Genomic DNA, 15,045 nt, shown 5'->3' on the forward strand with positions numbered 1-15,045 from the left:
TACGGGGATGCGCCTAACACTGTGTCATTACGCGAGCAGCTGACAATCTATTTCAGCGTAATTGCTGTTCCTACCTCGTGCCCTGCTGCAGATCTAAAATCTAAACCCAGTAGTTCTGAAAAAGTCTGCGCGAGCTGTTTATGATAAATAGTGGATTGCGTTTTTACTTCCCCCTTTGCAGGGATGTCTGGTCCCATAACGGCAAACCAAACCTGCTCCGCGCCATCGATCTTTTCGCCATGGCTGCGCCAGGTATCCAGGGGAATTGTCCCTCTGCCATGATCACAGGTAATAACGAGAGTTGTCTGATCTTTATAAAACGGGTCAGATTGCAGGTACTTCCAAAGGTCGGCAAGCATGGCGTCGGTTTTATTTGCCTGCTGCAAATATGCCTTGTAGTTGCCCTGATGTGCCAGATCATCGGTCTCATCAAAACCCAGATATAACACCCTTGGCTTCTTATCGATCATATACTGCTTACCAAATTGATAGGTGATCGCGTCAAGCCTCATTTCTTCGCTCACAAACCCAGGCGCCTGATGCTGCAGCTCATTCAAAAGTTTAAGGCGATCACTCATTCCTGGAACCTTTAGATCCATCAAACCTGAATTGACTACAAATCCTGACCTCTTATCATTCAAGATTGAAGGAAATACATCCCAGGAAGTAAATGCTATAACCTTTCCTTCGAAGCCCTTTTGCTTGTTAATGTATTCAAGGACATTTGTATTTGGGTTGGCGACCTTATCATTTGAATTTACCCTCGGATCAGGAAACCCCGTAAATAATTCACTGTAGCCTGGGTAAGAAAACTTAAAGGTATTAGCTACTTCAGCCTTATTTCCTAAGTCCCTATTGCCATAAATCTGACCTTTCTGAACAACCGTGGACCAAAAGAATGGCATTAGTATTTTCCTGCGATCTGCGGGTGATTCCCGGATAAACCTTTGAGTAAGCCCTTTTCTATCTGAGTTATACTCTTTCATGTTAACCAAAACCGAGTCTCCTCCTCTGAAGACCTCCTGCCACCTAAGCCCGTCGAGAGTTACAACAATTAAATTCTTGGTCTTATTTTGAGCAATTGCAAAGGATCCGAAAAGGAATAATGCGGCAATCAACAAGGATCTTCTCATCATAATGCAGTTAAAGGACTTAGTTTAATCTGAAACAATTTATCCCACTTCTTGCCAGTCACAAACAGTCTTTTCCCCTGCGCATCCCATGCGATACCGTTAAGAACGAGATCTAAGTCTCGTGAAGGATCTGGATAAAGGGTTGAAAGGTCAATATCAGCTATAACCTGACCATTTGCAGGATTAATAACTACAATCCGGTTTGATTCATAAATATTCGCATAAATCATCCCATCGATAAACTCTAATTCGTTCAATGAATCAACCGGGCCATTGTTATCATAAACTTCTATATAGCCTTCTTCCTGGTATGTGTCTTTATTAAGAATATGTATGACATTCGACCCATCTGAGTTATAGATCTTGTTCCCATCATTACATAATCCCCAGCCCTGCCTGTTATAATTCGGTGTCCATTGGCGAATCAGCTTCAAAGTATTTAGGTCATATTCCAACAACTGATTCTCCGTGTAAGTTAGCATTAGGATTTTGTCACCAACAATTGTCATTCCCTCAGCAAAAAGATCATGGACGGGTGTTACTTGTAATACCTTTCCAGTAGAGGGTTCTACCTTCCGAATAGAAGATTCTCCGGCAAGGCCGTCGCTTTCATAGAAAAACCCATTATGGAATTCCAATCCCTGTGTATAGGATTCTATATCGTGCTTAAATTCCTGAACCACTGAATAGGTTAATCGCTGCGGCACCAACGAGGATTTTAAAACTATACTTGTGGTGATCTCTTCCGGCTCCGATCCATTTCTATAGATTTTAGCCGTGATTGCCTTCGTACCTAGCTGTAATTTAGCGGTAGGGACGCTCACCGGCTTTTCGTCTGCAGAATGTGACAAGCGCTCTCCGTCGGCGAAATACACCACGGAATCTGCCTTGTCTGTTAATTGCACCTGAAGGTTAACCGTGTCTCCGATATTAATGTTCTTACCCGCTTCCGGACTGATAAAACGCGATGTATCGGAAGTTTTCTTATCGTCATCCACGCATCGGGATAGCAGCAGAACCGCAGAGAGTGAAACATAAATCAATTTTAGACGCATGGTATTTAAGTTAAAAGGCGGACGCTATGACCCTGGCCAAAATGCGTCTTCAATATGGTTAACATTGTAATGATCAAATTTATCAAACAGTATTGATATAATGTCAAATCTGATCTCATCATTATGGCTGGTTTTGTAAATATATTCCTCGGCGGCCAGGGTCATTAAGTCCTGCTTTGCGTAGGTTACAAAGTCTTCAGGCTCCCCATAAAAATTGCCAGTTCGGGTTTTTACCTCAGCGAAGATTAAGGTTGAATCTTTAGAAGCGATAAGATCAACTTCTGCCCGCCGGTAACGCCAGTTGACTTCGAGAATTTGATATCCTTTGTCTTCGAGATGCTTTCTGGCGATAGCTTCTCCCCTGGTGCCGGTATCATTATGGGCAGCCATTATTTCACAATAACAGATCCCAGAAAAGCAGAGATTCCCTTTTCAACTTCTTTAACCTGCAAATATTTTTTCATCAGGATCGCCTGATTGTCGGTATCGTCCTCGGTCTGGATCTCGTCCCGGATCTTCTTCAGAATCCTGTCAACTTTCCGCTTTTTCAAGTGAAAGATGCCGCCCAGAATTGTCGACCTCAGATTCTCACTTTCATTTTTAACATAGATCTTCCTCTTGGCGTACCAGTTTTCGCTCAGTATATAGGGTGAAGAAACCATAGAAATAGCCAGGTCGGCTATTTCATGATCCGGATGCTTGATAAAATCCTGCTCAGAAGGCAATTCTCCTTCCTCGAGCTGCTTCTTATACTCTTCAATGACCCTGATGCATAAGGGATGTTCGAATGTAACATCTGTCAGGTTTCCAATTACATAAGGGGCAATATACGTGTCGGTGATACCATCCCAGTGAACAAGTTCATGTCCGTAATTAAGCAGCAAACGTACAATCTCCTTTTCCTGCGTTTCGTCAGTGTCTGAAGAACTTGTTTGCAATTCTGCGAAATCAGGCTCGGGCGGATACTCGCTGGGTACGGGAGGCTGATATGAACCTTTATTCTTTGCTGCCCGGATTTTATTTAACTCGGAAATCAACACCCGCTCTTCGATCTGTAAGAGCGAGCTACATTCTCTGACGAAAACTGAAGCTTTAATACCATCCGGGATCTTTGCGATGCTTTCCACCACTTCCCGGATTATCCCAGCACGTTTAATCGGGTCTTTACCGGCATCCTTTAACAGGACACCGGTCTTAAATAGTATAAAGTCTTTCTTGCTTTGCTCTATATGAGTTTTGAATGCAGCACTTCCGAACTTCTGGACATAAGAATCAGGGTCATCACCATCAGGAAAAAGCACGACTTTCACATTAAGGCCCTCCTCCAGGATCATGTCTAATCCTCTTAGCGATGCCTTAATTCCGGCGTCGTCACCATCATAAAGAATTGTAACGTTTTCCGTAAAGCGTTTGATCAGACGGATCTGGTCAACAGTAAGCGAGGTTCCCGAAGAAGCAACCACGTTCTCTATACCGGCCTGGTGGACCGATAGAACATCTGCGTAACCCTCAACTAAATAACAATTGTCCAGGTCCCGGATCGCCTTTTTTGCAAACGACAAACCATAAAGCACATTAGATTTATGGTAAATATCACTCTCCGGAGAGTTTACATATTTGGGGACGGCCTTATCTGTCTTTAGTGTTCGGCCGCCAAAGCCTATAACCCGCCCGGTAAAGCTGTGAATAGGGAACATAACCCGGCCACGAAACCGATCGTAGAATTTGTCATTATCTTTACGGATAGTCAAACCCGTTTCTTCAAGAAATTGAATATTATATCCTTCAGAAGTGGCGGCTGTTGTCAGTGAATCCCAAACATCCGGGGAGTAGCCGAGCTCGAATTTCTTTATAATATCATCGCGAAACCCCCGTTCCTTGAAATAACTGAGCCCTATGCTTTTACCTTCATCGGTTTCAAACATCTGCTGCTGGAAGAATTTCGAAGCAAATCCTGAAACAATATACAGACTTTCCCGCCGGTCATTTATTGCCTGCTCCTCAGGTGTATTTTCAACTTCAGCAATTTCAATACTGTATTTATTAGCCAGGTATCGAAGTGCTTCAGGGTAGGTAGCCTTTTCATGGTCCATAACGAACCGTACAGAGTCTCCACCTTTACCGCATCCAAAACATTTGTAGATCCCCTTGCTAACTGAAACGTGGAATGAGGGCGTCTTTTCATTGTGAAAAGGACATAACCCGATCATGCTCGTTCCCCGTCGCTTTAATGACACAAAATCACCTACTACATCCTCAATTCTGGATGTCTCAATAATTTTATCAACGGTTTCTTTAGGGATCAAGACTAATTTAGCTGGGATTTAAAATTAAGGAAAAATTTGTCTCGCCGGATTATCGGGGGAAATTATTTATGGAATGGAAAGGCGTGTTGCACTGCGAACAGGCAAGGTCGACAACGAAGATTTACAATTTCCTAATTACCCAATTTATATCCCTTATGGAGGATAAGAAAACTCGCTCGCTCTTCTCTCTTGAGCGGAATATCCCAGTTCCCCTGGTAACTAATTTTTGTAGGCAGCAAAGTTGCATCCTCACCAAAATAGCTCAACTCAATGTTCATTTTCACATCAAAATCGAAAGCCAGGTTGCCATACTTCATATCAACCGAGCGACCAAGAATCTGAAAGTTACGCATATCGAAAGTTGTAACAAGCTCCTTGATCATAATCCCGTCTTGGGTCCAGTTAGACAAGCCCGGCTTCATTTTTACTTTGAAAATATATACCGGAATTGAGTCGAGATAAGTTCCCCGAAAAAAGGAATAATCATAATACTGGCGCATGTTCGGTGTGAAGATCGCTGTCTTGTTGCTAATAAAAGGAATGCCTTTTACAGGTCGCCCAGGACTAAATATCAGTGTCTTTAATTTGTTCTTATAGGATTCGTTGCTCTCTTTGGTACCCCCCAGATCTTCGGAAGGAGTGAAATCGGAGTTGTAAGCATTCATGAAAATATAATCGAACATCTCTACCGTGTACAAAGAATACTTGCCATTCTTCTTGTAAACTTTTCCCTTATCTCGCTTTTCAAGGATCTGCATTTTATACGGACCATTGTTATTATGGAATATCCTTCTGTAAATGCTTCCTTCTACCTTATTCTTTTTGTCATAGGTATATACATTGTTTTCAGCCGTGAAGGAATATTTCTTCATATTCCTAAATGCTTTATAAAAGCTGGTATCATTCATTACTTCATTAATGAATGTTTCGACGGTAAGACGGGTTGACTGTACGGTTATTGCTGAATCAATGTTAATAGTCCAAACCGTATCAGGATTGAAGCGCGGAATATCTTGCGCAAAAGAAAAAATACTGGAAAGTAATACGGCAACAAATAGAATAAGCTTCTTCATAGTTCTAGTTACAGTCATGCTGCATTTAATTGCCCAATTGCTTTAGAGCAATATAGGTCATAAGGCCTGTGCTTAACTTTAGCGAGTCCTCATCTACATCAAACGTTGGAGTGTGAACTGATGATGTGATGCCCCGCGACTCATTACCAGTCCCGAGCCGGTAAAAGCAAGCATCCGACACCTGAGAATAATATGCGAAATCTTCTGCGGCCATCCAGATGTCAAGATCCAGAACGTTTTCTTTGCCTAAATATTCTTCTGCATGAGCGCGAGTATTAGCAGTAAGCTTTTCTTCATTGATCAGAAATGGGTATCCTCTCATAATATTAAACTCACAACGGCCGCCCATTGCTTCGGCAATACCCTCGGCCATTTTCTTCATTTTCTCGTGAGCGACACCTCTCCATTCCTCATCCATAGTTCTGAAAGTGCCTTCAAGTTTTACCTCGTTGGGGATGACGTTCGTAGCTCCATTGGCAATCACTTTCCCGAAAGACAGCACTGACGGCATCTTAGGATCTGCTACACGGCTAACAATTTGCTGCAGAGCGATGATGATATGGGACGTGATTAAAACTGGATCAATGTTTTGTTGCGGCTGCGCACCGTGCCCGCCTTTACCATGTACTGTCACGTAAATTTCGTCAGTTGACGCCATGTACTTACCTGCCCGGAAGCCAACCTTGCCTGACTCAATCAGCGGCATTACATGCTGGCCAATTACGGCTTGAGGTTTAGGATTTTCAAGAACACCCTCTTTGATCATGAGGTTAGCTCCTCCGGGTAATCTCTCTTCTGCCGGCTGGAATATTAGTTTAACCGTACCTGCAAACTCATCTTTTAACTGGGTCAGAATCTTTGCGGTGCCTAATAGCGATGAAGTATGCACATCGTGCCCGCACGCATGCATTACACCCGGTTTGGTCGACTTATACGGCACGTCATTAGCCTCAAGAATAGGCAACGCATCCATATCTGCGCGCAGAGCAACAACAGCGTCTGACGGCTTAGAGCCTGTTATTAACGCAACAATCCCCGTGTCGGCCATGTTTTGATACGTTATTCCCAGCTCGTCCAGTTTAGACTTTACAAATGCTGAAGTCTCATATTCTTCAAACGACAACTCTGGATTAGCGTGCATGTGCCTGCGGTTTCCGACAACTTCCTGATGGATGTCGTGCGCCAGCTGGCTTATTTTATCTTTAAGCATTATTTGGGATTTATCTTTTCGGCAAAAATGAAGAGGGAAGAGTAATTCTTTTTCAGATCGTTAACAAACTTCTGTGCTTCAAGCTTTGTTCGAAAATCTCCTACTCTCACCCTGTAATTGGGCTGGGTATAACTAACATAGCTTGCAACTCCCGGGAAAAGGGCTCTGAATTTACTTTGCTCCGCATAGGCGTCATCACGGCCAAGGCCGGAATAGATCTGAACCCTGAAACCAAGAGTTGTGACTTTGTTACCTGTGCTGCCCGCACGGCTCAGGGCCAGCCTTTTGGCTATCAAGCTATCTATCTGGGGATCTTTTATCACAACCACTTTGCCCTCCTGAGCTGAAGCAGCTTGCGCTAAAAAGACACTCAAAAATAACCCTATGACCAGCTTCCTGTACATCAATTAATCCAATCCTACTCCGTGACAGTTCTTATATTTCTTGCCGCTTCCGCAAGGGCATTGATCATTTCTACCGATCTTTTGCTCTACACGAATTGGCTGTGTTTTTTGTAATTCCCGGGTATCGTCTACCGGAACACCATTGGCAGATTGGGCAAGCTCAGGCTTTGAAACCTTCAGTTTGCTCATGTCCTGTCGCGGCTGAGGGCGAGCTTCACGAACCTGCTCAGGTTCCTGTGAGGGAATATTTCCTCTGAACAAGAAGTTTACGATATCCTTGTTCACAGTTGCAAGCATCTGCTTAAACATGTTAAAGGCTTCCATTTTATAGACAATCAATGGATCCTTTTGTTCGTAAACAGCATTTTGAACGGATTGCTTCAACTCATCCATTTCACGTAAGTGCTCTTTCCAGGCCTCATCTATCAGAGCAAGAACCACGGTTTTTTCAAACGCTTTAAATACTTCGTAACCACCAGTATCAACAGCTTTCTTCAAATTGGTTGATACCTGCACCTGCCGAACACCATCCGAGAATGGAACGATAATATTTTCGATGTGATCACCCCGTTCGCGCAGCACGTCTGTTAACACCGGAAGAGTTTGCTGTGCAACTGCTTCAAGCTTGCGGTGATAGAAATCATCGATCTTCGCAAAGACAGTATCGGTAAGCTTGTGGGCATTCAGTTCTGCAAATTGCTTTTCAGAAACCTCAGGGTCTACCGAGAATATTCTGATGATCTCCATCTGGAAACCTTCATAATTATTGTCTTCCTTGTATTCTGTAGCGATATCTTCAACAACGTCAAAAATGGTATTGTTCAAATCCACATCCAGACGTTCGCCGAATAAAGCGTTCTTACGCTTGGCGTAGATCACAGACCGCTGAGAGTTCATCACGTCATCGTACTCCAGCAAACGCTTACGAACACCGAAGTTATTTTCCTCTACTTTACGTTGTGCACGTTCGATGGACTTGGTGATCATTGAATGCTGGATCACTTCCCCTTCTTCGATTCCCATTCTCAGCATGATATTCGAAATCCTTTCAGATCCAAACAAACGCATCAAGTTATCCTCCAATGAAACGAAGAACTGACTTGAACCCGGGTCACCCTGGCGACCAGCACGTCCGCGCAACTGCCTGTCCACACGTCGGGATTCATGACGTTCCGTACCAACAATTGCTAAACCTCCTGCTTCTTTAACTCCTGCACCAAGTTTAATATCTGTACCACGACCTGCCATGTTGGTAGCAATGGTTACCGTGCCCGCCTGTCCAGCTTCAGCAACGATATCTGCTTCTTTTTGGTGAAGCTTCGCATTCAATACATTGTGTTTAATGCCTCGTAATTTCAGCATACGGCTTAACAGCTCCGAGATCTCAACGGAAGTTGTACCCACCAGCACCGGCCGGCCAGCCTGAGTTAACTTGGTAATTTCATCCGCGACGGCGTTGTATTTCTCACGAACAGTACGGTAAACCATATCCTCGTGATCCTTACGCTGTGCCTTAACGTTTGTAGGAATCTCAACAACGTCGAGTTTGTAGATCTGCCAAAGCTCACCGGCTTCGGTAGTTGCTGTACCGGTCATACCGCACAGCTTATGATACATTCTGAAGAAGTTTTGAAGGGTAATTGTTGCGTAGGTTTGAGTGGCATCCTCAACTTTAACATTCTCCTTCGCCTCGATAGCCTGATGCAGTCCGTCTGAGTAACGACGACCATCCATGATACGACCAGTCTGCTCATCAACAAGCTTAATCTTGCCTTCATCTACAATATATTCAACATCAATCTCAAATAAGGTATAAGCCTTAAGCAATTGATTTATTGAGTGGATCCGCTCAGATTTGATCGAGAAATCACGCATCAGCGCATCTTTCTTAGCAATCTTCTCTTCGGTCGAAAGATTTGACTTTTCCAGCTCGGCTATTTCTGTACCTACATCCGGCATTACAAAGAAATTAGGGTCTTCGCCTGAAGTAGTGATCAGCTCAATTCCCTTCTCCGTCAATTCAACCTGATTGTTTTTCTCATCGATCACAAAGAATAGCTCCGCATCAACGGTTGGCATTTCCTTGTTCTGGTTTTCCATGTAGTGGTGCTCAGACTTGGTGAGCACCTGTTTCATGCCTGGCTCACTTAGGAACTTGATCAGGGCCTTGCTTTTAGGTAAACCACGATAGGCACGAAGTAAGGCTAAACCTCCATCCTGCGGACCAGATTGACCGGCATTGATAGATCGTTTTGCCTGATTAAGTACGTCGACAATAAAATTCTTCTGAGCAGTTACCAACCTTTCGATCCGTGGTTTCAACTCATAGAATTCATGCTCATCGCCACGCGGGATGGGACCTGATATGATAAGCGGAGTACGTGCGTCATCGATCAAAACCGAATCTACCTCATCCACCATTGCGAAATGCAGTTTGCGCTGAACCAGACTTTCCGGGTTCAGTGTCATATTGTCACGCAGGTAATCGAAACCAAATTCGTTGTTCGTACCAAAGGTTATATCAGCGCCATAAGCACGGCGGCGATCTTCAGAATTGGGCTGGTGTTTATCAATACAATCAACTGTTAAGCCATGGAATTCAAACAAGGGACCATTCCATTCCGAGTCACGACGTGCCAGGTAATCATTCACCGTAACGATGTGTACCCCTTGTCCCGAAAGTGCATTCAAGTATGCAGGAAGAGTACCCACAAGCGTCTTACCCTCACCTGTAGCCATCTCAGATATTTTACCCTGGTGAAGGACAATACCACCTATCAGCTGAACATCGTAATGGATCATATTCCAGGTTACTTCTGTTCCGGCAGCCAGCCATGTATTATGGTGAATTGCTTTGTCGCCTTGTATAACAACATTCTGCTTGCGTGCAGCAAGTTCCCTGTCGGCTTGCGTAGCAGTAACCTCAAGTGTTTTATTTTCAGTAAACCTGCGGGCAGTATCTTTCATTACGGCGAAAGCCTCTGGAAGGATATCCATTAGCACTTTCTCAAGTTCCTTATCCCTGTCCTTTTGCAGTTTATCCAGCTCATCATAAATAGCTGTTTTCTCGTTGATTGGAAGTTCCGGAGCTTCAGCTTTTTGTTTCACCTCAGCAATTTCCTTATCAATAGTAGTAAGGTATTCTGCAATACGTGCTTTGAAGTCAATTGTCTTTTGCCTTAACTCATCATTGCTCAATGCAGCTAATTTGGCATACTCTTCCTTTGTCTTCTCAACAATAGGGAGAATTATTTTTATATCACGATCAGATTTGCTTCCGAAAAGCTTACTTAAAATACCTAACATATATTTTGTACTATTGAAATCAAGGTTACACAACAACTAAGCCATTGCAATTTGAAAGTCAGAATGGCATAAATTGGAGTGCAAAATTACGATTTAATTATGATTTAAGGATTGTCTGAAATAGGATTCATAGGATGATAGGATTCATAAGATGCTAAACGCCTATGACATAATCTGGGCAAACCATCCTTTTGAATCCCAACAGTTCGAAATTAACTTACATAGCGGATGTCTATGAAAGTCCGGCGAAGCCACACCGCTGCTTAAACCTTTACAGGTGTATTTCCACCTTTTGTTAGACTTATGTCTACGGGCTTGTTCTTGTTCCATGATCCTCCCGTAAAATCAGGTATATCAACAGAATTCGAACGATTGTTAACAGACCATTCGCTCAATGGGAATATTGAACTCCAGGACGCGGCGTCGTATACATCCTGATCGAACGGCAGACCGTTTCGAAGACAATCGATTGTTCGCCAATCCATCAAAAAATCCATGCCTCCATGACCGCCCACCTGCTTGGCGAGTTCGCCGACCTTCTTTACAATGGTCGGTGTATACTTTTGCTCAAGGGACTTGAATTCCAATTCAGAAATCCATCCTTCATGGCTGGTAGAGATGCGGCCTGGCAAAGGATATTTCTGCGCCGTGCCCTTGGTGCCGCTTACCAAATGAAGTCTGGAGTATGGCCGTGGGGAAGTTACATCATGCTGAACCATCATTGTTTTGCCTTTGGCAGTACGAATGGTGGTGGTATTCATATTACCATTGAAGGACTTATCTGCGAATTGCTTATAGAAGTTATCATTGGCCGCAAGTTTCTTCGCATTCTGTGCCATCATGAAATCATTTGAGGAAACAGAAACCAGGAAATCCATCTTATCCCCCCGGTTGATATCCATGATCTGACATATTGGTCCGAGCCCGTGCGTTGGGTAAAGGTTGCCCTTTCTGCTCGCGTCCATCCGAAGTCGCCAGTTATTATAATATTTCTCCCTAGAAAAGTCGCCTTCAAGAAGGTCGTGGATATACGCCCCCTCAGCATGAACAATCTCACCAAAGAAACCCTGTCTGGCCATATTCAGAGTAAGCAGCTCAAAAAAATCATAGCAGCAATTTTCCAGCATCATGCAATGCTTGCGTGTCCGTTCAGAAGTTTCTACCAGCTGCCAGCATTCCTCAACTGTCGTGGCTGCGGGAACCTCGACACATACATGCTTACCATGATTCATTGCATAAACGGCCATCGGTGTGTGCAGGTCCCATGGAGTGGCAATGTAAATCAGATCCACATCTTCGCGCTCGCACACCTTTTTCCACTCCTCCGGGTTTCCGCTATAGATCATTGGATCCTGGCCTGAAGCCTTCACACTCTTTTTAGCCGCCTCGGCCTTTTCAGGTCGCAAATCAGCTATTGCTTTTATCTGTACACCGCCTATCTTACTCATGCGGACTACTGCTGCACTACCACGGTTCCCGGTTCCAATAAAACCGATTCGCACTGTTTCCAGCTTTGGGGCAGCAAAGCCTGACATGTTGAAGGTTTGAACATGACTCTTGCCTTTGTTATATCCCGGGTAGATCTCGCTCTTATTATCCGACCCTGCGAACGCAGGAACTATCCCCGCTCCGGTTACACCTAAACCAGCTATTCCGGCAAGTTTTATAAAGTCTCTGCGATTCTTCTCCATGTATTCTTATTTGTTAATTGAAAATAGATATATCATTCGTCTTAATGCTAAATTGAAGCTGCCTTAGCCTTTAAGCCATTGATCGAACCAATCGAATGCTTCCTTCTGCATAGGTTTATCAAACTTGTGAATACCCGGATGAAAGGTGCATTTGTAGTTCTTTTCTGCTCCCGCCTTTTTATATACTGCAGCGAGTATTTCATCCGACTCCCGCATTTCAGATAGCGTGAACAATCCATCCTCAATATTATTCAATACAAGAGTGGGTAAGGGTGCCCGCAGTCCAAGAATTTCAGGGAAGTCCAGGTCATTAGGAGTTGACGGAACAAAGCTCATCCAGGTATGAGTATATGATTTATGCAGAATTAAATCCTTCCAGGTAGTCATAAATCCCATACAAACGGCGCACTTAATTCTCGGATCAACACCTCCCATGAACACCGTGCGGATGCCGCCTCCGGATAGCCCGCCACACCCGATACGGCTAGCATCTACATCAGGGCGGGCGCACAAAACATCCAGAGCTTTCTGATCTTCGGCAAGAAACACTCCCGGCCATGTTGTCCCTGCACTGAACAGTGATTTAGCCATCACGTGTTCATGTTCGGCAGCCCAGATATTGTAGGATTTAATGTTGTTGGGATCTTCAGGATTACTATCATCGAGGCCCTTCCTCAATTGAGGCGGCACATCCTCCAAAAGCACTCTGCGGCTTGAAAACAGAAATGCATCAGCAACCAAAACCACATAGCCACGTTTGGCAATCTCATTTGCCCAGGCAAGATCAGCATAGTATTCCTTCTGGTGGTCTTCAATCACCGGGTGACGGCTGGCTGAAGTCCTTGTAATTTTTTGCCTTCCGAAATACTTATTACCTCCATGATCATGAAAGGCAAGAATTGCAGGTAAGCGTCCGCTGGCGTTTTCTGGCTTTAGCAATATTGCGTCAGTTGGACGTCCATATGGAAGTTGCCAGCTTAGTTCTTCAATGTGCAAGCCATCATAAGTGTATGTCTTTTTAAGCGTCACTTTGGGCACACCGCCAATATCAGGGATCGCTAATTGTTCAAGCAAGCGCTGCTTCGCAGCCTTTTTCCATTTGCCTACTTTTTGCCACTTCTCATGCCGGAATGAGAAAGCAGGTATTTTATTCTCGTTCAGAGATGCGGCCCAGGGTCCATACAGTCCAATGATACTTTGACTATTATCAGTTATTGGCTGAGGATCAGCAGCAGGCTCCGGTTCAGAAGCAGGTTGAGGTACATTTGCAAGGCTGCTAAGTATTCCCGCCCCAGCTACCCCAATCCCTGTTATACCTGCAACCTTCAGAAAATTCCGGCGATTATTTTTCACTTTCTGAGGGTTTTATAAATTGTTACAGCAATATAGCAACAATAGCCTTTGTTTATAATGCTTAGATGCTAATAAAATTCACGCAGTTAGTACGACTTCTGACCCTAGCCGATTCGCGTTTTCTCTATTTTGCTAATCCCTAATTCTCTAATTTGCTATCTTCGCATTATGAACATCCTCCTCCTCGGCTCCGGCGGGCGTGAAAGCGCATTCGCATCGAAAATGGCTCAAAGCCCATTATTGTCGCAGTTATACATCGCTCCTGGTAACGGCGGAACGGGCGCTTATGGAAAGAACGTGAACCTTAAAGCGACAGATTTCGGCGCTCTGGCCGAATTTGTACTTAAGAATAACATTGGGATGGTAGTGGTTGGGCCTGAAGAGCCACTTGTTAAAGGCATTCATGATTATTTCCTCGATCGGGCAGATCTGGCCCATATCCCGGTTATCGGGCCGCAGCAGGAAGGTGCTCAACTCGAAGGAAGCAAGGACTTTTCAAAGCAATTTATGATCAGGCACGGCATTCCAACAGCTGCGTTTAAATCTTTTACCGTAGAAACTTTACAAGAAGGTTTAGCCTACCTTGATACTCAGAAACTGCCGATCGTTCTGAAAGCTGACGGTCTGGCGGCCGGTAAAGGCGTACTTATTTGTGAAACCCTTGATGAAGCAAAGCTTGAACTGAAAGCGATGCTTGCCGACGCGAAGTTTGGCGAAGCGAGCAGCACGGTTGTTGTTGAGGAGTTCCTGACAGGGATAGAACTATCTGTCTTCGTGCTAACTGATGGGAAATCATATAAGATCCTTCCGGAGGCTAAAGACTACAAGCGCATTGGCGAAGGTGATACAGGCTTAAATACTGGCGGGATGGGATCTGTTTCTCCGGTTCCTTTTGCTGACGCACAGTTCATGAAGAAAGTAGAAGAACGTATTATCATTCCAACCATCGAGGGCTTAAAAAAGGATAATATTCCTTACAAAGGCTTCATATTTATAGGTCTGATGGCCTCACATACTCCTGAAGGCAAAGATCCATATGTGATTGAATATAACGTACGCATGGGCGATCCGGAAACGGAGAGTGTTATCCCGAGAATTGAAAGCGATCTTATAGAATTGTTCAAGGGGGTTGCTGATGAGAATCTTGCAGACAAAGAACTGAAGATATCTTCTAAGATTGCGGCTACTATCATGTTGGTTGCCGGCGGTTATCCAGGGGAATATCTTAAAGGCAAGACCATTACCGGCATCGAAAATCTAAGACATTCTGTTGCTTTCCATGCAGGAACTGAACTTGAAAACGGGATTGTTAAATCGAACGGAGGAAGAGTAATTGCGATTACCTCCCTACAGGATAACATATTTGATGCTGTGCAGAAAGCTACTGCCGATGCTGGCCGGATTTATTTCGATGGCAGGTATTTCAGGGCTGATATCGGGGCGGATCTCATGTAGAGTAAAGAGCAAGGAACAAAGAGCAAAGACCTAGGCGCATATTTCACGCTTAGCAGTCT

At 44.2% G+C, this 15,045-nt stretch carries 11 protein-coding genes; 1 reads left to right on the forward strand and 10 read right to left on the reverse strand.

Features of this window, described 5'->3' with window-relative positions:
* Positions 1-47 precede the first annotated feature (47 nt).
* The 10 genes from B5X60_RS10505 to B5X60_RS10550 all read right to left on the reverse strand — a co-directional run bounded on the left by B5X60_RS10505 (position 48) and on the right by B5X60_RS10550 (position 13,531).
* On the reverse strand, positions 48-1,136 hold the full coding sequence (locus B5X60_RS10505; RefSeq protein ID WP_245803507.1) for an alkaline phosphatase family protein: 1,089 nt from the start codon (positions 1,134-1,136) through the stop codon (positions 48-50).
* Positions 1,133-2,188, reverse strand: a complete 1,056-nt coding sequence (locus B5X60_RS10510; protein ID WP_079702649.1) for a glutaminyl-peptide cyclotransferase — start codon at positions 2,186-2,188, stop codon at positions 1,133-1,135. Before B5X60_RS10510 ends, B5X60_RS10505 begins: the two co-directional genes overlap by 4 nt.
* A gap of 24 nt (positions 2,189-2,212) precedes the next feature.
* Positions 2,213-2,578 (reverse strand): YraN family protein, encoded by a 366-nt coding sequence (locus B5X60_RS10515; protein WP_079702650.1) that lies wholly within the window; start codon positions 2,576-2,578, stop codon positions 2,213-2,215.
* Positions 2,578-4,494: a DNA primase gene (dnaG, locus tag B5X60_RS10520; protein WP_079702651.1), complete on the reverse strand. Its 1,917-nt coding sequence runs from the start codon at positions 4,492-4,494 to the stop codon at positions 2,578-2,580. Before dnaG ends, B5X60_RS10515 begins: the two co-directional genes overlap by 1 nt.
* A gap of 131 nt (positions 4,495-4,625) precedes the next feature.
* Complete coding sequence (locus tag B5X60_RS10525) at positions 4,626-5,567, reverse strand: hypothetical protein (RefSeq protein ID WP_079703241.1); 942 nt, start codon at positions 5,565-5,567, stop codon at positions 4,626-4,628.
* A gap of 25 nt (positions 5,568-5,592) precedes the next feature.
* Positions 5,593-6,777: a M20 metallopeptidase family protein gene (locus tag B5X60_RS10530; protein WP_079702652.1), complete on the reverse strand. Its 1,185-nt coding sequence runs from the start codon at positions 6,775-6,777 to the stop codon at positions 5,593-5,595.
* Entirely contained in the window at positions 6,777-7,181 is a 405-nt protein-coding gene (locus B5X60_RS10535) for an SPOR domain-containing protein (RefSeq protein WP_079702653.1), read from the reverse strand. The genes B5X60_RS10530 and B5X60_RS10535 overlap by 1 nt, the downstream gene beginning before the upstream one ends.
* Before the next feature lie 3 nt (positions 7,182-7,184).
* Positions 7,185-10,487, reverse strand: a complete 3,303-nt coding sequence (secA, locus tag B5X60_RS10540; protein WP_079702654.1) for a preprotein translocase subunit SecA — start codon at positions 10,485-10,487, stop codon at positions 7,185-7,187.
* Positions 10,488-10,750: 263 nt separating this feature from the next.
* Positions 10,751-12,178 carry a Gfo/Idh/MocA family protein gene (locus B5X60_RS10545; RefSeq protein WP_079702655.1) on the reverse strand — a complete coding sequence of 476 codons (1,428 nt, stop codon included), beginning with the start codon at positions 12,176-12,178 and terminating at the stop codon, positions 10,751-10,753.
* 63 nt (positions 12,179-12,241) lie between these two features.
* Positions 12,242-13,531: a dienelactone hydrolase family protein gene (locus B5X60_RS10550; protein WP_139377451.1), complete on the reverse strand. Its 1,290-nt coding sequence runs from the start codon at positions 13,529-13,531 to the stop codon at positions 12,242-12,244.
* Positions 13,532-13,699: 168 nt separating this feature from the next.
* Here B5X60_RS10550 and purD point away from each other — a divergent pair, with 168 nt between their 5' ends.
* Complete coding sequence (gene purD / locus B5X60_RS10555; protein WP_079702656.1) at positions 13,700-14,986, forward strand: phosphoribosylamine--glycine ligase; 1,287 nt, start codon at positions 13,700-13,702, stop codon at positions 14,984-14,986.
* Positions 14,987-15,045: the final 59 nt, after the last annotated feature.

It is taken from the genome of Daejeonella lutea (genome assembly GCF_900168015.1).
Taxonomy (GTDB): Bacteria; Bacteroidota; Bacteroidia; order Sphingobacteriales; family Sphingobacteriaceae; genus Daejeonella; species Daejeonella lutea.

Bases quoted from the DNA above. Each gene is read 5' to 3' on its own strand.
- B5X60_RS10545 (WP_079702655.1), bottom strand. From the start codon at position 12,178: ATGGAGAAGAATCGCAGAGACTTTATAAAACTTGCCGGAATAGCTGGT.
- B5X60_RS10505 (WP_245803507.1), bottom strand. From the start codon at position 1,136: ATGATGAGAAGATCCTTGTTGATTGCCGCATTATTCCTTTTCGGATCC.
- B5X60_RS10510 (WP_079702649.1), bottom strand. From the start codon at position 2,188: ATGCGTCTAAAATTGATTTATGTTTCACTCTCTGCGGTTCTGCTGCTA.
- purD (WP_079702656.1), top strand. From the start codon at position 13,700: ATGAACATCCTCCTCCTCGGCTCCGGCGGGCGTGAAAGCGCATTCGCA.
- secA (WP_079702654.1), bottom strand. From the start codon at position 10,487: ATGTTAGGTATTTTAAGTAAGCTTTTCGGAAGCAAATCTGATCGTGAT.
- B5X60_RS10535 (WP_079702653.1), bottom strand. From the start codon at position 7,181: ATGTACAGGAAGCTGGTCATAGGGTTATTTTTGAGTGTCTTTTTAGCG.
- B5X60_RS10515 (WP_079702650.1), bottom strand. From the start codon at position 2,578: ATGGCTGCCCATAATGATACCGGCACCAGGGGAGAAGCTATCGCCAGA.
- B5X60_RS10525 (WP_079703241.1), bottom strand. From the start codon at position 5,567: ATGAAGAAGCTTATTCTATTTGTTGCCGTATTACTTTCCAGTATTTTT.
- B5X60_RS10530 (WP_079702652.1), bottom strand. From the start codon at position 6,777: ATGCTTAAAGATAAAATAAGCCAGCTGGCGCACGACATCCATCAGGAA.